This is a genomic window from Aeromonas rivipollensis (assembly GCF_010974825.1).
In the GTDB taxonomy this organism is placed as follows: domain Bacteria; phylum Pseudomonadota; class Gammaproteobacteria; order Enterobacterales; family Aeromonadaceae; genus Aeromonas; species Aeromonas rivipollensis.
Map to the genome: position 1 here is coordinate 139,712 of NZ_JAAILA010000012.1, position 18,299 is coordinate 158,010.

13 protein-coding genes are annotated in these 18,299 nt (G+C 62.0%); 8 read left to right on the top strand and 5 right to left on the bottom strand.

The genetic code is table 11. The features are described from left to right. Positions 1-78 precede the first annotated feature (78 nt). The 7 genes from G4923_RS09455 (at position 79) to G4923_RS09485 (ending at position 9,790) form a co-directional block, all read left to right on the top strand. Positions 79-1,188, top strand: a complete 1,110-nt coding sequence (locus G4923_RS09455; protein ID WP_106886828.1) for a response regulator — start codon at positions 79-81, stop codon at positions 1,186-1,188. Then, complete coding sequence (locus G4923_RS09460; protein WP_163136794.1) at positions 1,181-3,340, top strand: PAS domain-containing protein; 2,160 nt, start codon at positions 1,181-1,183, stop codon at positions 3,338-3,340. The genes G4923_RS09455 and G4923_RS09460 overlap by 8 nt, the downstream gene beginning before the upstream one ends. Beyond that, positions 3,337-7,305 carry a PAS domain S-box protein gene (locus tag G4923_RS09465; RefSeq protein WP_163136796.1) on the top strand — a complete coding sequence of 1,323 codons (3,969 nt, stop codon included), beginning with the start codon at positions 3,337-3,339 and terminating at the stop codon, positions 7,303-7,305. The genes G4923_RS09460 and G4923_RS09465 overlap by 4 nt, the downstream gene beginning before the upstream one ends. Positions 7,306-7,481: 176 nt before the next feature. After that, positions 7,482-8,255 (top strand): imidazole glycerol phosphate synthase subunit HisF, encoded by a 774-nt coding sequence (gene hisF / locus G4923_RS09470; RefSeq protein WP_025326924.1) that lies wholly within the window; start codon positions 7,482-7,484, stop codon positions 8,253-8,255. After that, complete coding sequence (gene hisIE, locus G4923_RS09475) at positions 8,248-8,877, top strand: bifunctional phosphoribosyl-AMP cyclohydrolase/phosphoribosyl-ATP diphosphatase HisIE (protein ID WP_163136798.1); 630 nt, start codon at positions 8,248-8,250, stop codon at positions 8,875-8,877. Before hisF ends, hisIE begins: the two co-directional genes overlap by 8 nt. Before the next feature lie 215 nt (positions 8,878-9,092). Beyond that, entirely contained in the window at positions 9,093-9,383 is a 291-nt protein-coding gene (locus G4923_RS09480; protein ID WP_163136800.1) for a hypothetical protein, read from the top strand. 107 nt (positions 9,384-9,490) lie between these two features. Beyond that, entirely contained in the window at positions 9,491-9,790 is a 300-nt protein-coding gene (locus G4923_RS09485; protein ID WP_163136802.1) for a hypothetical protein, read from the top strand. A gap of 354 nt (positions 9,791-10,144) precedes the next feature. Here G4923_RS09485 and G4923_RS09490 read toward each other — a convergent pair whose 3' ends face one another. From G4923_RS09490 to G4923_RS09505, 4 genes are all read right to left on the bottom strand, one after another. After that, positions 10,145-10,783 (bottom strand): pentapeptide repeat-containing protein, encoded by a 639-nt coding sequence (locus G4923_RS09490; protein WP_163136804.1) that lies wholly within the window; start codon positions 10,781-10,783, stop codon positions 10,145-10,147. Between the two features lie 2 nt (positions 10,784-10,785). Further along, on the bottom strand, positions 10,786-11,412 hold the full coding sequence (locus G4923_RS09495) for a CatA-like O-acetyltransferase (protein ID WP_163136806.1): 627 nt from the start codon (positions 11,410-11,412) through the stop codon (positions 10,786-10,788). A gap of 101 nt (positions 11,413-11,513) precedes the next feature. After that, on the bottom strand, positions 11,514-12,101 hold the full coding sequence (locus G4923_RS09500; RefSeq protein WP_163136808.1) for a TetR/AcrR family transcriptional regulator: 588 nt from the start codon (positions 12,099-12,101) through the stop codon (positions 11,514-11,516). 177 nt (positions 12,102-12,278) lie between these two features. Beyond that, the gene (locus tag G4923_RS09505; protein ID WP_163136810.1) at positions 12,279-13,901 is read right to left on the bottom strand and encodes an acyl-CoA synthetase; all 1,623 of its coding nucleotides are present in this window, start codon (positions 13,899-13,901) and stop codon (positions 12,279-12,281) included. A 335-nt stretch (positions 13,902-14,236) separates the two neighbouring features. Here G4923_RS09505 and G4923_RS09510 point away from each other — a divergent pair, with 335 nt between their 5' ends. Then, a complete protein-coding gene (locus tag G4923_RS09510) occupies positions 14,237-14,776 on the top strand; it encodes a glycine zipper 2TM domain-containing protein (protein WP_106886838.1) in 540 nt (179 codons plus the stop codon). Between the two features lie 147 nt (positions 14,777-14,923). Here the strand turns inward: G4923_RS09510 and G4923_RS09515 are convergent, their stop codons facing one another. Then, on the bottom strand, positions 14,924-18,142 hold the full coding sequence (locus G4923_RS09515; protein ID WP_163136812.1) for an ExeM/NucH family extracellular endonuclease: 3,219 nt from the start codon (positions 18,140-18,142) through the stop codon (positions 14,924-14,926). Between the last annotated feature and the right edge of the window lie 157 nt (positions 18,143-18,299).

Consider the following 18,299-nt stretch of genomic DNA (forward strand, 5'->3'; position numbering starts at 1 on the left):
GCGCAGCGGCAAGCCCTTATAATCTGGAAGCAATTGACTCTATACTCGGACTCATCGAGATAACGTCACGGAAGGCTTATGTTCACATCTCACTGTGCCACCATCCTCATCGTCGATGACTCTCCCGAGAACCTGATGGTACTGACCGAATTGCTCTCACCCACCTATAGGGTGCTCGCCGCCCAGAGCGGGGAGAAGTGCCTGCGCATTGCCAGTGGCAAGACGAGACCGGATCTCATCCTGCTGGACGTGATGATGCCCGGCATGGACGGCTATGAGGTACTCAGACAGCTGCGCACCAACCCCGAGACCCACCGCATTCCCGTGGTACTGCTCACCGCCCTCGCCGATCCCCAAAGCGAGGAGTTCGGCCTGTCGCTCGGGGCCGTCGACTACATCACCAAACCCATCAAGCCTGTCATCGTCCAGGCGCGGGTGCGCACCCAGCTGGAGGCCAAGCAGGCCCGGGATGGTCTGCACGATCAGAATGCGGCCCTGGAGGCCGAGGTGGCGCGCCGGATGACCGAAAACGATCTGATCCAGCAGGTCTCCATCCGGGCGCTGGCCCATCTGGCGGAGATCCGCGATCCCGAGACCGGCAATCACATCCTGCGCACCCAGGCCTATGTACGGCTGCTGGCGAGCGCCCTTGCCGGTCACCCCCGCTTTGCCGAGACACTGTCGCCGGATTACATCGATCTGCTGAGCCGCTCCGCTCCTCTGCACGACATCGGCAAGGTCGGCATTCCCGACCATATTCTGCTCAAGCCGGGCAAGCTGACCCCCGAGGAGTGGCAGATCATGCGTACCCACGCCAAGCTCGGCAGCGATGCCATCGAGGAGGCCGAGCGGGATATGGAGCAGCCATTGGCCTTCCTCACCCTGGCCAAGGAGATAGCTCACTGGCACCACGAGAAGTGGGACGGCAGCGGCTACCCGGACGGCCTCTGTGGCGACGCCATTCCCCTCTCGGCCAGGTTGATGGCGCTGGCGGATGTGTTTGACGCCCTCATCAGCGTCCGGGTCTACAAACCAGCCATGTCCTATGAGGAGGCGCGCACCCTGATCCTCTCTGGCAGCGGCCAGCATTTTGATCCGGACGTGGTGGCGGCCTTCGACAGCCATTTCGAACAGTTCGTCACCATAGCCGAGCGTTATCAGGATGACGCCGAGGTCGCCCATGGCTGAACAGCCTCCCCTGACCCGAGCCCATGTGCTCAACGTGGTGCTCACCTATGCCGCCGTGGCGAGCCTGTGGATCCTGCTCTCGGACAAGGCGGTGGAGTGGCTCTTCAGCACTCCGGCCCAGTTCGCCCTGGCCAGCACCATCAAAGGCTGGCTGTTTATCCTCATCACAGCGCTCATGCTCTATACCATGCTGCGCCGCCGCATCAATCAATCCACGGCAAGCCCCCGGCTCTCCGGGCGTCAGTGGCTGCCCATACTGCTGCTCAACAGCCTCATTCTGGCCCTGACTGCCATGGCTATCGCCCAGAACATAGGGCTGACCCGGGACAAGGAGGTCGCCCGACTCGAAACCATCGCGGATCTCAAGAGCCGACGCATCACAGAGTGGCTCGGCAATCGGGAGCAGGATCTGCGCCAGATCATCGACAACCCGCGCTATGGGGATCTCTCACCTTCCAGGCAGAGAACCAAGCCGTCTGATGAACAGGCTCAACGGCTGACGCGGCTGGTGGAGTTCATCTCGGCAGAAGGATTCGATGGCGCGGCCCTCTTCGATCCGGCTGGCCAGCCCCTGTGGCAGACCCCGGGGGCGGGCATCATGAGTGCCACATTGCGCGATGCCCTGGCCCGGGTGACCGCGGGCAAGGTACTCAGGGTCGGACCCTATCTGGATGAGTTGGGCCAGCCCAGGCTCGACTTCCTGGCTCCCCTGGCCACGGCGGCGGGGCCGGCGCCCGTCATAGTGCTGCAGATAAGCGGCAGCCACTGGATAAACCAGATCCTCAAGCCCTGGCCCATCCCCGACAGCAGTGGTGAAGCCACGCTGTTTCGCCAGCGCGCAGATCAGGTGCAGTATCTGAGCGACCTACGTTACCGCCCCGACTCGGCCCTTCGCCTGCACCTTCCGCTCCATCACGACACCTTGCTGGCGGCCCAGTATCTGCGTCTGGATGCCGGGCAACGAGGGCCCAGGGTTCTTTCTGGCAAGGATTATCGCGACACGGCGGCCTTTGGCGTCGTCTACCCGGTCGAGGGCACGGACTGGTATCTGCTGGCCAAGATAGACAAGGCCGAGCTCAACCAGGCCAGCTTCAAGGAGAGCATCTGGATCGGTCTCATCAGCCTGCTGGTGCTCTTCGTCACCAACGCCGGCATCATCTTGCTGCGCCAGCACACCCGACTGCTGATGACCGAACAGGTCCGCCACTCCCAGGCGCAACGGCTGCAGGCGTTGCAACTGCTCTCCGCCATCGCCGACAGCTCGGAGGATGCCATCTTCGCCAAGGACAGAGAGGGCAAATACATACTGTTCAATCGCGCCGCCAGCCAGTTCGTGGGCAAACCGGCCGCCGAGATGCTGGGCCAGGATGACCTGGCCATCTTTCCCCCCGATCAGGCCCGGATGCTGATGGCCGCCGGCCGTCGGGTGATAGAAAACAACCGGGTGCAAACCGAGGAGGAGTATCTCACCCTGCCCTGCGGCGATCGGGTATTCCTCGCCACCAAGGGGCCGCTGCAGGATAACGACGGTCAGGTGATCGGCATCTTCGGTATCTCCCGCGACATCACGGGCTTCAAGCGTGCCGAGGCAGATTTGCGGGAGCGGGAGGGACTGTTTCGCGCCCTGGTGGAGCAATCCCTTGCCGGCATCTACATCATCCAGCAGGGCAGACTCTGCTACATCAACCCCTGTTTTGCCCACCTGTTTGGCTATGACTCCCCCGGCGCCCTGCTCGGCGTCGGCCCACTGCACGCCTTGGCAAGCCCACAGGACAGCGAACGGGTGGCCGAGCTGGTGCTGCGCTGCGAGCAGGAGGGTGGCGACATCCATGCCCGCTTCAGCGCCCTGCACCACGGCAACCAGCCCCTGGAGGTGGAGCTGTACGGGCGGCGTGTCGACTATCGCGGCCAGCCCGCCGTGCTCGGGCTCTTGCTCGATGTCACCGAGCGGGAGCAGGTCGAGCAGGCTCTGACCCGCCAGGCCATGGAGCTGCGCCAGCAAAACGAGGAGTTGGAGCGTTTCAACAAGGTGATGGTGGACAGGGAGCTCGCCATGCTGACCCTCAAACACCAGATCAATGAGCTCTCACGCCAGCTCGGGCTACCGCCGCCCTACCCCCAGGCCCCCATGCCGCCGGAGGAGCACCCATGATGAAGCGACCGCAATTGTGGCACGTCCGCCCAGCCACCCAGCGCTGGGGCGTCTGCCTGCTGGCCCTGCTGCTGCCCGTCCTGATGTTGCAGATCCGGGTCCAGTTGCCCATCGCCTTTGGCGAGCGGCCGTTGCTGGTGCTCTTCATGCTGCCCATCATCATCTGCGCCCTGCTGGGGGGCTTGCTGCCAGGCCTGCTCTGCACCCTGATCACTGCCCTGGTCACCACCTATTTCCTGCTGCCCCCGATCCATGAGCTGACAGTGGCGGCCGGTCAGGATCTGGTGCAGTGGGGACTCCTGATCGCCAACGGCGTGCTCGTCAGCCTGCTCAGCGCCGCCATCCACCACTCCCGCGCCCGGGAGATCCAGCGCTGGCAGGAACTGATCAGCACCCAATCCCGCCTGCAACAGAGCGAAAACCGCTTCCAGGTCACCTTCGAGCAGGCGGCAGTCGGCATCGCCCTGGTCGCCCCCGATGGCGCTTGGCTGAGGGTCAATCAGCGCCTGTGCGACATGCTGGGCTACAGTGCCGATGAGCTCATGGGCATGAGCTTCCAGCAGATCACCCACCCGGACGATCTCTTCATCGATCAGCACTACGTCACCAGGATGCTGGCAGGCGAGCTGCCCCACTACACCCTGGAGAAGCGCTATCTGCGCAAGGGGGGCGAGATCATCTGGACGACACTGACGGTGGCCCTGGTCAGGGATCTCGAGGGAGAGCCCGATTACTTCATCTCCATCATCGAGGACAATCAGCAGAACAAGGAGACCGAAGAGGCCCTGCGCCGCAACGAGGGGATACTGCGAGAATCCCAGCGGCTGGCCAAGATCGGCAACTGGCGCTGGCGTGTCAGCGACGACAGCCACTTCTGGTCCCCGGAGATCTACCGCATCTACGGCCGTGATCCCGCCCTCCCCCCTGCCGTCTATCCCGAGGTGAAAAAATACTTCACCCAGGAGGGCTGGCACACCCTAGCCCAGGCCGTCGAGCGCTGCCTGCGCAACGGGCAACCCTATGAATGTGATGCCGGCGTCATCAACGAGCAGGGGAACCCCGTCTGGGTCACCGCCCGTGGGGCCGCCTTGCGGGACGGGGACGGCAATGTCGTCGAGCTCTATGGCACTGTGCAGGACATCACGGAGCGCAAGCTGGCCGAGCAGCAGTTGCTGCACAATCAGCAGGTGGCGCTCGATACCCAGCGCCGCGCCCGCCTGGCGGCACTGAACCTGATGGACGATGCCATCAGTGCCCGGGTCCGAGCCGAGTCCATCAGCAGCGCCCTGCGCGAGAGCGAGCAACGGCTGCTGATGGCCCAGGAGGGCGCCCACGTCGGGATCTGGGAGTGGGACATGGTCAATGATCACCTCTTCTTTTCCCCGGAATGCGCCCGCCTCTATGGCCGCCACGCCGAACAACTCACGACCTTTCACGCCTGGCAGGCTTGCCTGCACCCGGAGGACAAGCCCCGTATCGACGCCTTGCTGTCCGAACTGTCGGTCAGCGACAAGCCCTTCGAAATCGAGTTCCGGATCCTGCTGCCAAACGGTGACCTATGCTGGCTGGTGAGCAAGGGCAGCGTCTATCGGGATGCCTGGCAGCGCCCCTTGCGTCTGCTCGGCATCCATCTTGACATCACAGAGCGCAAGCAGGCGGAGCAACAGCTGAGGCAGCTCTCCCTGGCTCTGGAGCAGAGCCCGGACGGCGTCTTCATCACGGACACCCGGGCCCGCATCGAATATGTCAACGCGGCCTTCCTGGCCATCAGCGGCTACCGGCAGGACGAGGTCATCGGTCAGACTCCCTCACTGCTGCGCTCCGGCCTCACCCCCAGAGCCACCTATATCGCCCTGTGGGATGCCATCAAGCGCGGCCAGCGCTGGCACGGCGAGTTCGTCAACCGGCGCAAGGACGGCTCACACTATCAGGTGCTGGCAGCCATCTCCCCCATTCGCCAGGAGAACGGGGGAGTGACCCACTATGTGGCGGTACAGGCCGACATCACAGAGAAGAAACAGCTCGGCGAGGAGCTGGATCAGTACCGTTACCACCTGGAGGAGATGGTCAACGAGCGCACCCTGCAACTGGCCCAGGCCCATCAGCGCGCCGAGAGTGCCAACCGCGCCAAGAGCGCCTTCCTGGCCAACATGAGCCACGAGATCCGCACGCCCATGAACGCCATCCTGGGGCTGACGTATCTGCTCAAGCGCGACACCCCGGACAGCACCCAGCACGAGCGGCTGGAGAAGATCGACAATGCCGCCCAGCACCTGCTCACCATCATCAATGACATCCTGGATCTCTCCAAGATAGATGCGGGCAAGATGGCGCTGGAGCAAGGTGACTTCTCCCTCACCGCCATGCTGGACAACGTCAGCGCCCTGATGAGCGAGCAGGCCCGTGCCAAGGGCCTCAGCCTCATGGTCGACATGGGAGACTCCCCCACCTGGGTTCATGGCGACATCACCCGCCTGCGCCAGGCACTGCTCAACTACGCCGCCAATGCCATCAAGTTTACCGAGCAGGGCGCTGTCACCCTGCGGGTACGGATGGCCCGTCCGCTTGCCAGCGGCTACCTGCTGCGCTTCGAGGTAGAAGATACCGGCATCGGCATCAGCCAAGAGCAGTGCGAGAAGCTGTTCCAGGCCTTCGAGCAGGCCGACGTCTCCACCACCCGCAAATACGGTGGCACAGGCCTCGGGCTTGCGATCACCAGTCGGCTTGCCGCCCTGATGGGAGGAGAGGCCGGCGTCAACAGCACCCTTGGCCAGGGCAGCTGTTTCTGGTTCACCGCCGCCCTCTCGGCGGGTCAGGGGGAGGCGCCGCAATCGCTCCCGCCGGCGCAGAGCCTGGCGCAGACCTTCTTCCCCCACAGGGCCCGGGTGCTGCTGGTGGAGGACAACGCCATCAACCGCGAGGTGGTGCTGGAGCTGCTTTGCCACAGCGGCCTGGTCATCGAGACCGCCGTCAATGGTCAGGAGGCGCTGGAGCGCGTCCGCCAGCATCCCTACGATCTCATCCTGATGGACATACAGATGCCGCTGATGGATGGCTACAGCGCCACCCGCGCCATCCGCGCCCTGCCTGGCCGGGAGCGGATCCCCATACTGGCCCTGACGGCAAGCGCCTTCGAGGAAGACAGGCAGGCGAGCGAATCGGCCGGCATGAACGACTTCATCGCCAAGCCTGTCACCCCCGCCAAGCTGTTTGAGGCGCTGGGGCGCTGGCTGCCCAGCAACGGGATGGTGGAGCCCGATGAGCAGGACCTGCCCCGCGACATGCAGGCAGGCCCCCTCGCCCCCCTGCATGGCTTCCCCGGGCTGGATCTGCAACAGGGGTTGGCGGCACTGCAGGGCAATCAGGACAAATACCTTGCCTTGCTGCGCCACTTCGCCAGCGAGCATGGCCAGGACATGGTCCTGCTCCGCCACCATCTGCAAACGGGTGACAGTGTGACCGCCACCCGACTGGTTCACACCTTGCGCGGGGTCGCGAGCACCCTTGGGATGGTGGATCTCGCGCAGCAGTGCCTGCAGCTGGAACAGAGGCTCGCGGAGGATGGCCTTGAACAGCCCGCCCTGATGACGGCCATCGCCGGGGCCTTGGTTGCCCTGCGCGATCGATTGGGGGAGGAAGCGCCCGCCCCTGCGGCGGAGCTCATCCCCCTTGGCAGCCAGTGGCAACGGGATCTGCGCCACCAGATGGAGACGCTGCTGGCACAAAGCGATACCGCCGTGATCCCGCTGTTCGAGCAGTATGCCGCCCCCTTGCGGCTCATGCTGGGGCCACGCAGCGAGACCCTGGCCAGGCAGTTGAAGGCATTCAACTTCGACGGCGCCCTGCTCACCCTTCGCCAATGCGTGGAAGCAGATGAGCCCCCAACTGACGTTATCTCCCCCCTGCCCGATGGCCCTTCGCTGCCCCCGGGCCCGGCGAAGGGAGACAAAGGGTTGAATCACTGAATAAAGTCATGCATATAGTGTTGGTTCCCCCGGGGCAGCGCCGCCCGAAGAGCGCGCCGTTTCCCGCTCAGGATCCAGCAGAGAAAGCATGCCAACCGCTTTTCCGTCCGCCGCCTGATCCTGCGTCACCGGCAGAACGAAGTTTTTTTAACTGTGCTTTACATGGAGCAATGAGCATGTTGTCAAAGCGTATTATCCCCTGCCTCGACGTCAAAGATGGCGTTGTGGTCAAGGGCGTGCAGTTTCGCAACCACGAGGTGATGGGCGGCATAGTCGAGCTGGCCCGCCGCTACGCCGAGGAGGGTGCCGACGAGCTGGTGTTCTATGACATCACCGCCTCGAGCGACGCCCGCGTGGTGGACAAGAGCTGGGTGAGCCGGGTGGCGGAAGTCATCGACATCCCCTTCTGCGTCGCCGGCGGCATCAAGAGCGTGGAGGATGCCCGCCAGATCCTGGAGTTTGGGGCCGACAAGGTATCCATCAACTCCCCGGCCCTGGCCGATCCCACCCTGATCACCCGACTGGCGGAACGCTTCGGCGTGCAGTGCGTGGTGGTGGGCATCGACTCCTACTTCGATGCGGCGAGCGGCCAGTATCAGGTCAAGCAGTTCACCGGTGACGAGAGCCGCACCCTCACCACCAGCTGGACCACCCTGGAGTGGGTCAAGGAGGTGCAAAAGCGCGGCGCTGGCGAAATCGTGCTGAACGTGATGAACCAGGACGGCATGCGCCAGGGCTATGATCTCGAGCAACTTAAGCTGGTACGAGCCGTCTGCAAGGTGCCGCTGATTGCCTCCGGTGGTGCTGGCACCATGGCACATTTCCTCGATGCTTTTACCCAGGCCGACGTGGACGGGGCCCTGGCGGCCTCCGTATTCCACAAGGGCCTCATCCCCATTCCCGAATTGAAACGCTGGCTGAAAAACGAAGGAGTCGCCATCCGTGAATAATCCCTTGATTGATCCCACCCTCATCGACCGCCTCGATTGGGCAAAATGTGACGGCATGATCCCCGCCATCGTCCAGCATGCCGCCAGCGGCGAGGTGCTGATGCAGGGCTTCATGACCCGGGAGGCCCTGGAGAAGACCCAGGCCACCGGCCAGGTCACCTTCTTCAGTCGCAGCAAGCAGCGCCTCTGGACCAAGGGTGAGAGCTCGGGTCATGTGCTCAAACTGGTCGCCATCAGCACCGACTGCGATCAGGACTCCCTGCTGGTCGCCGCCGATCCGGTCGGCCCCACCTGCCACCTGGGCACCCCTTCCTGCTTCGACGGTCACCCTGTGCCGCCGCTCGGCTTCCTCGCCGAGCTCGAGCAGATCCTGGCCTCGCGCAAGGGGGCAGACCCGGCTACCAGCTACACCGCCAGCCTCTACGGCAAGGGTACCAAGCGCATCGCCCAGAAGGTGGGTGAAGAGGGGGTGGAAGTAGCCCTGGCCGCCATGGCGAAAGACAGAGAAGAGCTCATCAACGAATCCGCTGACCTGCTCTACCACCTGACGGTGCTGCTGCAAAACGAGGGGCTGGGCCTGAAGGATGTGGTGCAGCGTCTCCATGAGCGCCACAACAAGTAGTCTTTGCAGTTAGACAAAACGGGCCCTGATGGGCCCGTTTTTTGTGCGCCGGCACCCTCTTTCGGGAGTCGCCACTGCCAAGCCTGCCTCAAGGGGACTCTACGCCCCTGATCTGGCCGGGATACCAAGGCTTGCCCCCCCTGAACAGGGAGTCGCTCATCCCAGGGTCGGCGGCGATAATGGCGAACCACCCTCACCTCCCCACTCCAGGCGCGATGAACAAATTTCAGGTTTTCTCCACCCCGGAGGCGCCCGCCGCCTTCACCTTGCTCGACATGGCGTCGGCCAGCTTCCTGGCAGACAAGGCCGCTTTGCTGGCGCAGGGGTTCGAGGTCATAGGCGAACCCATACTGGCCCCTGATGCCCGCGCGGCGGCCGAATCCCATCAGCTCAACATGGCCGACCCCAGCCGCCCCTATGGTGGCCCCAGCACCATAAGCCTCTTCGCTTATACCCTGCTTAATGCCCCCCGGCTGTTTGGCAAGGGCAAACCACCAAGGCGCTGACTGAAGCCGACCTGAATAAAGGCCCCTTGTGATGTCGCAAATGGGGCCTGTCCGGCGGGAAAGCCCCCATGAATAATGAAGGGGCACAGTTCACCCCCAGAGGCCCTATGAGCAAATACCAGTTCTTCCGTCAGGGACAGGATCCCGCCAGCGTCACCTTCTTGCTGATGTCTTCCCCCTCTTTTTTACCTGAAAAGGCGCAACTGCTGGAGCAGGGCTTCGAGGTGGTGGGGGATTATATCGACGCAGCCAACGAGAAAGAGGCGCTCGACAAGTTCAAGAGCGGCATGATAGAGCCGCTCGCCGAGTACACCAAGGCCAGTGAAGCAGGGGGACTTTACTACTTCATCACCGGCCTGTGGGAGTCGCTGAGCAAGCGCATCAGGGGCGCCAATCCTCCCCGCTGAGAGGCTAGGTTATGACAGACCCGCCATCTCTTCCCCAGCAAGCAGTGAGCCTGTTGAACTTGCAACAGGCCTTCGCAGAACGAAAGGCCGGGCCCTGCAAGACGTGGTGCGGCGCCCTCATGAGCGGCATCACAAATGATCGGTGTATTGATATCCGACGGCTCACCCGGCTTGCCTCGACCAGTTAAAGGGGTGAGTCTTTATAATATTAAAAATAAACAAGAGGGAGGCGTTATTCCTCCCTTTTTAAATCCGAACAAGACCCTACAGTCAAATAATGGTTCTGCCCGGGTTTATTGCTCAACATGAATAAAAAAGCATTCACGGCACAAGCCATTGACTGGCATCTGGCTTTCAATCAAACAGCTCGAATCCAAAACCATCCAGCAAGTGGATTGCCTCAAGCCGTGTGAATTTAGTCCCTTTCAGGTGATTGTCCCGCACATCGATACGGTAATTTGTCGCCTCCCTGAAATCAGTACCGTTCAGGTTGGTATTGCCGAACATGCTTTCAGTAAAATCCGAGTATGAGAAATCGGATTTGCTGAAGTCGCCACCTCTGAAGTCCGCTGCCCTTACCTTGCACTCCTCCATGATCATCCCAGGTAAATTAAGACCAAAGAACGAGGAGTCATTTAAAATAGATTTTTTGAACATGAGCTGTCCAGGCACCACAAACCTTGACCACTCGGCTTTAGTCCAGTCAACCCCGATAATTTTACACTCTTCGTAAAGCACGGCTAAAAATCGGCTGCTATCAACGCGGAGGTTGCTCAGATCTGAATTTTTGAAGACGCAGTCAACGAACTTGCAACGTTGAAAATGGGCACCATTGAAGGAGCAATTAACAAAGACACAGTCTTCAAATACTTTTGCGTAGATATGGGTGTCGGCAAACTTGAGACCATTGAACTCTTCTTGGTAATACTCGGCGATGCCGTCATCTATTCTATCTTTCATATTGAGCCTTATTGCGATAATTCTGTCATTCACGCTCAGTCTTCATTGAGTGCTGCTTGCAGTTTTTCGAGAAACCTGCCGATATGAATGCCATCAACAAAGGAGTGATGCACCTGCACGGAAAAAGGCAGCATGACACGGCCCTCTCTCTCGGAATATTTTCCCCAATTGAAAAGAGGGATGGCGTTCTCTTTGTCTCCGGAGAATGTATGAGACAGTTGCGTATATGAGAACCAAGGTAGCGGTGAAAATTGAAAAACATTGCCTCCCGCTGGCGCTGTAAAATACGCCTGTTGTGCAAGCGCGGCCTGCTGCGCCGCCAACACATAGGTCTGCAGCGTATCCGTCAATGGGGCGTCAACAACCTTGAATAACTCTGTTTCCTTGTCAAGGTAAGTAAACACAGTATTGATTTGATCGTATAGCACCACGCGCCCATCCAATAATCGGTAGCGAAATGCCTCTATTTCATTTGCACACCTGGCCGTGACGAATATCATGGCAAAGGTGAATGATGTCTCCAGCTTGCGAATTTTGTTTATAAATTTCGTCACATCCAGCTCAACGGTAACGCCATAGAGTGGATTGCTGAAATTCTTGAAAATATTGCAATGGAGTGCACGCTCCCACTTGGTTTCATCAACCAGGAGATAGTTTGACACAGCGAAACCGCCTGTTTTAAATGGGTTTAAAAAAGCTTCACATCAAAAGCTGGTGATATCAATATTGCTTAAAGCAGCAATCCAATCTCAATAAATCGTTATCAGGCTGGCTTGCCATCGATCAAGAGCTGTATCGCTGCGCCATAATGCTCGGCAATAATATCGATTGGCGTTGTCAGCAGTGTTTCGTGCTGGATAACGGCCAATGAATTGATAAGCCCCCCCGTCTGGGCAGAAATAAGGTGTGCTCTCAACTCAGCATCCTGCCCCGGCAAACGCTGCGCCAGTTGCTCAACGAATCGAGTTCTAACGATATCCTGTAAACGGGCTCTTATGGTCTCGCTGTCTGAGGCCTGAACCAAAGACACATAGGAACTCATTTTATTTTTAATGTCGCCGGAGATCAGCTCAAGAACGATACGGTATCCCATGCCATCCAATGAACCTGTGAGTGCTTTTTCACAAAAGTCGCTGATGGCCAGCGCTTCGAGAAAAAGCTCCTCCTTGGAGCCGAAATAGCGGATGAGCAATGCGGGATCGACCCCGACTTCCTTTGCGATGGCCCTGAGCGATGTCGCTCTGTAGCCGGTTGAAGAGAAAAGTCTTCGGGCAACATCCAGGATCAAGGCTTTGGTTGTGTCAGCACCACTCAATTTCACCACCCCCTCGGTAACAGCATCCTTGATCATATTTCCTTCCCTTTCCAAGTCGTCATGATGAGTGATTTTAGGTTTGTCCCCCATGCAAGTCAACGGCGTTGACATGGATTATTCAACACCGTTGACCTGGACTGCCCAGCGACACATCCACATGACCACAGGAGATGAACTGCCCTCAGATGCCCGTCCGCATCCCCTTCGACGGGATCACTCCAGCTGCTGGCGCAACATGAACTTTTGCACCTTGCCGGTGGAGGTCTTGGGCAGGGGGGTGAAGATGATGCGCTTGGGGGCCTTGAAGTGGGCCATCTGCTCGCGGCAGAACGCGATCAGCTCCGCCTGGCTGAGCACACGGCCCTCCTTGAGCTTGACGAAGGCGCAGGGCACCTCCCCCCACTTCTCGTCCGGCATGGCGATCACCGCGGCCTCGTCCACGTCCGGGTGGCGATAGAGCACGTCCTCCACCTCCAGGCTGGAGATGTTCTCCCCGCCCGAGATGATGATGTCCTTGGATCTGTCCTTGATCTCCACGTAGCCATCCGGGTGCCAGACCGCCAGATCCCCGCTGCGAAACCAGCCCTCCGCCATCGCCTCTTCGCTGGCCGCCGGGTTCTTGAGGTAGCCCTTCATGACGATGTTGCCGCGCAGGAAGATCTCCCCCAGGGTCTTGCCATCCCGGGGCACAGGCTCGCCGCTGACGGGGTTGGCGACCCGCATCTCTCCCTGCAATGGAGAGGCCACCCCCTGGCGCGCCTTGAGCCGGGAGAGCGCAGTGGCATCCTGCCCCTGCCAGCTGCGCTGGGGCTCGCACACCACGCAGGGGCCATAGGTCTCGGTGAGGCCATAGACATGGGTCACGGCTATCCCCATGGCCTCCATGCCAGCGATCACGGTGGCGGGTGGCGCCGCCCCCGCCGTCATCGCCTTGATGGGGTGATCGAGCCCCAGTTTCAGGGCCGGATCGGCGTTGTTCAGCATGTTGAGCACTATGGGGGCGGCGCAAAAATGCGTCACCCTGTGTTCCTGCAGCGCCTCATAGATGGCGCCCGCCTGCACATGACGCAGGCAGACGCTCACCCCGGCGGTGGCCGCCAGGGTCCAGGGGAAGCACCAGCCGTTGCAGTGGAACATCGGCAGGGTCCACAGATAGACGGGGTGCTTGGGCAGCTCCCAGGAGAGCACGTTGTTGACCGCATTGAGGTGGGCGCCGCGATGGTGATAGACCACCCCCTTGGGGTTGCCCGTGGTGCCCGAGGTGTAGTTGAGCGAAATCGCCTGCCACTCGTCCGCCGGCAGCCAGCCGGGCTCGTCGCCGTTGCCCCCGGCAATAAAGTCCTCGTAGGTCAGCTCGCCGACCAGCTCCCCCTCCCGATAGAGGGGATCGTCGATGGCGATCACCAGAGGCTGGCAGTCAATGAGAGAGAGCGCCTTGCGCACCAGGGCGCCAAACTCCCTGTCCACCAGCACCACCCTGCTCTGGGCATGCTGGAAGATGAAGGCCATGGACTCCGCATCGAGCCGGGTGTTGATGGTGTTGAGCACGGCGCCGCTCATGGGTACCCCGAAGTGGGCCTCGAACATGGCCGGGACATTGGGGGCGACGATGGAAACCGTATCACCCTCGCCGATGCCGTGCAGGCGCAGGGCCGAGGCGAGCTGGCGACAGCGCACCTCGGTCTGGGCCCAGCTCTGGCGCAGGGGGCCGTGGATCAGGGCCGGGTAGTCGGGATAGACCCGGGCCGCCCGGGCCAGAAAGCTCAAGGGGGTCAGGGCCTCGAAATTGGCGGGCGTCTTGCCAAGGCCAGTCTCGTAGATGTGCGGCTTTGTCATCGGGTTCCTTCCTCATATAGGCACAAAGCGGGGGGCGTCTCGCGGATCACGGCGCACAAGGCACTTGGCAGGCGGCGGATCCTTATACCCGATGAGGGTACCAAGGGGGCGCACGCCCAGGTATTAGCGAAACGTCTTAAGGGGGCGGCCCTGCACCAGACTCTCGCGACGCCATCACTCATCTTTTGTCGCCAATCACAGACGCTCCCTTGCCGGGGCCGTTTTTGGCGCAGCCAGCCTCTGTCGCACCCGAAGGGCCATTGCCTTGAGCCCGGGGACAAAAATGCCAAGAATGAGCCCAGGCCCCAAGGGCAATCACTGTAAGGAGAGAAGAGATGAACACATCCATGTTGGCAGGTATCGGGATCGGTGTGGCCTCTGCACTGGCATTGTCTGCCGCCGCCAGCGGATCCCTGTTTTCATCAGAGCCCCAGTTTGCCGAGGTGCTGGCCAGCAAACCGGTGACCGAGACCATCAAGACGCCGCGCCAGGAGTGCCGCAACGTCACCGTCACCCACCGCAAGCCGGTGCAGGATGAACACAAGATCCTGGGCACAGTGGTCGGTGCGGCCCTCGGGGGCGTGGTGGGCCACCAGTTCGGTGGCGGCAGCGGCAAGAAGGTCGCCACCGTCGCCGGGGCCGCCGCCGGTGGCTATGCCGGCAACCAGGTGCAGGGCAACATGCAGGCGGGGGACACCTACACCACCACGGAGCAGCGCTGCAAGACGGTGCAGGACAGCAGCACCCGCACCCTGGGCTATGACGTCACCTACCGCCTCGCCGGTCAGGAAGGGATAGTGCGGATGGAACAAAAACCCGGCACCACCATTCCGGTCAAGGATGGCAAGCTGGTACTGAGCAACGCGCAGGGTTGATACTCCGTTAGGAGCGCCCTGCCATAGAGAAGGCCCACCCGACGCGGTGGGCCTTTTTCATAGGCGGAGCACTGCCAGTCAGGCCAAAGCGCCAACCAGCAAGAAGGGGCCCGCGGGCCCCTTGTGTCATCTGCATGCTCACTCTCATCAGTGGCGGCCGAAGGGCCACCAGGGCTTGTCGTTGTCCTGGATATCGACCCGGGTCTGCTGCACCGCCCCCGGCTGGGCCCCTTTCAGCTTCTCGAGGTTGACGCTGAACTGCTCGATGGACTCCACGAACCAGTCGTCCAGGATCAGCACCTTGATGGACTTGCTGCCCCCCTCGCCTGCGGCCCAGCTCACCGACTGGCCGAACCAGGGCAGGAAATCCAGCCCCCAGCGCGCCGTGATCCCCTCAAGGCTCAAAGTAGCACGGGCGGGTTTGCTGAGATCGCCGCTGCGCACCACGGGTATCTCGGCAAACCACTGTCCCTCGTTCACCGCCATGCTGGCGCTCGCCAGGGCTATGGTGGAGGGCGCCAGCTTGTCCTTGATGGTCACCAGGGTCTGGTGTTGCTCCCCCAGGGCCGCGCCGCTTGCCTCGAACAGCTCCAGGGTGAAGGTCTCATCCCCCTCGTGCAGGGTGTCGCTCTTCACCGGAATGTTGATGGTCTGGCTGTCGCTCTGGCCAGCCGCCCAGTTCAGGGTACCGGTCAGTGGCGCCACGTCCTTGGCATCGGCGCTGCCGTAGGCGACGCGGTAACTCACGCTGGCCTCCCCATGGCTCCCGTCCCGGCGCGCCACGGACGGCGTGAGGGTACTGCCCTCCTCCACGCTGGCGGCGGCGCTCTCCAGGCTCAAGACTCCGGCGGGCGGCAGCGGGTACTGAATGGCCACCAGCACGGGATCGTGATCCGAGGCGCTGAAGGGCCCCTCGGATTTCGCCAGCTGACCTGTGTACTTGCTGCCGTACTCGAAGAAGTTGCTCTCGGCGGAGTTGATGTGCCAATCCTCGATGCCGATCACCTTGGCCGCCAGGCTCGGATTTGCCAGGGCGTGATCCAGGTTGCCGAGCTCCCCCTCGTAGCTGTAGGAGTAGGTGTCGGTGCCGTGGAAGCGGGTGTTGAGGTTCACCAGACCATAGCCCTTGCCAAGGGCGCTGCCGCTCTCCTCATAAGGCTGGCCCGCCAGTGTGGTGAAGGAGGCGCTCATGATCTGGCGCGGCTGCGCGGCCGGATCATAGCTGGTCAGCACCCGGATGGGATCCTCCATGCCGTAGGCGTTCAGATCGCCGATGAGCAGCAGATCCCCGCTCACCCCCTTGAGGCGATCCCCCAGCACCCTGGCGGCGGAGACCCGCAGGGCGTTGCAGTGGCCCTGGCCGTCCAGCGGGTCGGCGGTCACGTAGTCGGGATAATCCTCGAAGCAGGCAGAGCCCTTGGACTTGAGGTGGTTGACCACCAGGGTCAGGGGCGCATCCCCCTTGGGAGAGCTGAAGCGCTGCAGCAGCGACTCGCGCATGCCCTGGTTGATGGCCACCGGTTTGCCGCTGGCGTCCTGGGCCTCGGCCTGCTGCACCGGCAGCACTATGAGGCTGGCGGCCCCTTGCGGCGTCACGCTGGCGGGTCTGTAGATGAGGCCCACGGTAATGGCATCTGTGCCTATGGGCTGGCCATCGGGGGAAGCCACCCAGGCGTAGTGATCCGCCTCGTCCGGCTGGGCGGCGTTGAGGGCCGCCACCAGATTGGCGATGGCGGAGTTGTCGCCGTAGCCGTTGTTCTCTATCTCCATCAGCCCCACCACGTCCGCGTTGAGGCGGGTGATGGCGCTGACGATCTTGGTGCGCTGCAGCTCGAACTCAGGCACCGTCAGGGCGCCTCTGTTGCTGCCGGTGGGGTTGGCATCCCCGCCCACCACTGTGGTGAAGAAGTTGAGCACGTTGAAACTCGCGACCCGCAGATCCCCCGCCTCGGCGAGCTCCGGCGTCTCTACCCTGTCCCAGCCGCTGTGATCGATGTCGCTGCTGTCGATGCGGTTGCTGGCCACCAGCCGGAACAGGTTGTAGGAGTAGCCGAGCGCCCCCTCCAGCCCGTTGAGCCTGTCGCCGATACGCAGGTAGCCATCCTCTGCGTTGAAGCCGGGATACCAGGGCAGCACGCCGTCCGGCGCCTTGGCGTCCGTCTCTACCACCAGCTGGTTTTGCTGGTTGCGCAGGGCCCAGTCGCTCGCCTCCTGGCTCAGGGCGGCAAACTTCTGGGTCGACTTGATGAGGGGCGCGCCATAGGCCAGCACCAGGTTGTTGCGCTTGCCGTCGTAGTCGAAGCTGAAGTTGCGGGTCACCACCAGGCTGGATTCCGGCACCAGCCTCACCTGCATCCCCTCGTGGCGCTCCAGCAGCTGGCTCAGGCTCTCGCCTCCCACAGGCACCAGATCCACCGCCGGCAGCAAGGCCCCCACCGGCTGGGTTATCACCAGCTGATCGGCACTGAGCTGGGTCTGGTTGAAATACTCTTTGACCTTGCCCGAGACGCATACCTCGGCCCCCGGCACCAGGGCGCCGTTGACCTGGGTGCTGTGGATGAAGAGGCCGTCCGAAGTGGCCGGATCCCCGTCCCCCTGCGCGTCCTGAATGAAGAAGCCCTTGTAGAGGCCGCTCACCACCTGGGTCACCACGCCGCGAGTGGCGTAGGCCTGCTCGGATTCAAACTTGCCTACCGGCACCAGGGGGCTGCTGCTGCCCGGGCCCTGAATGGCGGGCACGGGTATCAGCTGTTCGACCGGGCAGACGAAGGCGGGCGGCTGGGTGCCGTCGCAGGGTGCATCGCCGCTGCAGCCGAGACCGCTGGCGTCATCCTTGGCGGCAGCCACGTATTCAATCGCCGGATCGAAGGGGCCGGTCGCATCAGTGCGGCCCGTGGTAACGGTGGCCTTGCGGCGAAGCGTCATGTCCAGGGTCGAAACAGAGCCCGAGACCCAGGCCGTGCCCGGATCCACTCCCACCTGGCCTAAGCTGTCTGCAATCTCGCTGCCGCGATAGAGCACCAGAGCATCGTCGCCATTGAACACCAGATTGCCGCTGGTCTGATTGGCCTTGGCCAAAATCTCGCCGCTCGCGGAGGGATTGGCCAGCACCAGGCTGGCCCCCGGGGCCAGGGTGCCTTGCAGCGCCAGGCTGTTGGTGGGGGCATCGGTGAGGGGTTTGCCGTTGGCGTAGAGCGCCAGCCGGTATTGGGAGAGATCGACGGGATCCGAGCCGAGGTTGCTCAGCTCCACCGCCTTGTTGTTGCCAGAGCCTTCCAGGTATTCGCTGATCAGCAGTTGCGCCTGTGCCTGTCCTGAGAGCGCCAGCCCGACCGCGAGCGCCACCAGAGAGTGTCTTCCTGACATGGTCAGTTTCCTTTTTTATGGGCAGATTATGTTATTGGCGCCCCGCGCAAGGCGGGCCGCAGCACCTTGTTAGATGTCGAACTCGGCCAGCGGCCAAGATCGCGCCTACTCTGCCCCCTTAGCGGCGGAGTCGCTGGGAGCTGGCTAACAATGCCAA

Coding starts and splice junctions, on each gene's coding strand:
- G4923_RS09465 (WP_163136796.1), top strand. CDS start 3,337: ATGATGAAGCGACCGCAATTGTGGCACGTCCGCCCAGCCACCCAGCGC.
- G4923_RS09510 (WP_106886838.1), top strand. CDS start 14,237: ATGAACACATCCATGTTGGCAGGTATCGGGATCGGTGTGGCCTCTGCA.
- G4923_RS09515 (WP_163136812.1), bottom strand. CDS start 18,142: ATGTCAGGAAGACACTCTCTGGTGGCGCTCGCGGTCGGGCTGGCGCTC.
- G4923_RS09485 (WP_163136802.1), top strand. CDS start 9,491: ATGAGCAAATACCAGTTCTTCCGTCAGGGACAGGATCCCGCCAGCGTC.
- G4923_RS09480 (WP_163136800.1), top strand. CDS start 9,093: ATGAACAAATTTCAGGTTTTCTCCACCCCGGAGGCGCCCGCCGCCTTC.
- G4923_RS09505 (WP_163136810.1), bottom strand. CDS start 13,901: ATGACAAAGCCGCACATCTACGAGACTGGCCTTGGCAAGACGCCCGCC.
- G4923_RS09455 (WP_106886828.1), top strand. CDS start 79: ATGTTCACATCTCACTGTGCCACCATCCTCATCGTCGATGACTCTCCC.
- G4923_RS09460 (WP_163136794.1), top strand. CDS start 1,181: ATGGCTGAACAGCCTCCCCTGACCCGAGCCCATGTGCTCAACGTGGTG.
- G4923_RS09500 (WP_163136808.1), bottom strand. CDS start 12,101: ATGATCAAGGATGCTGTTACCGAGGGGGTGGTGAAATTGAGTGGTGCT.
- hisF (WP_025326924.1), top strand. CDS start 7,482: ATGTTGTCAAAGCGTATTATCCCCTGCCTCGACGTCAAAGATGGCGTT.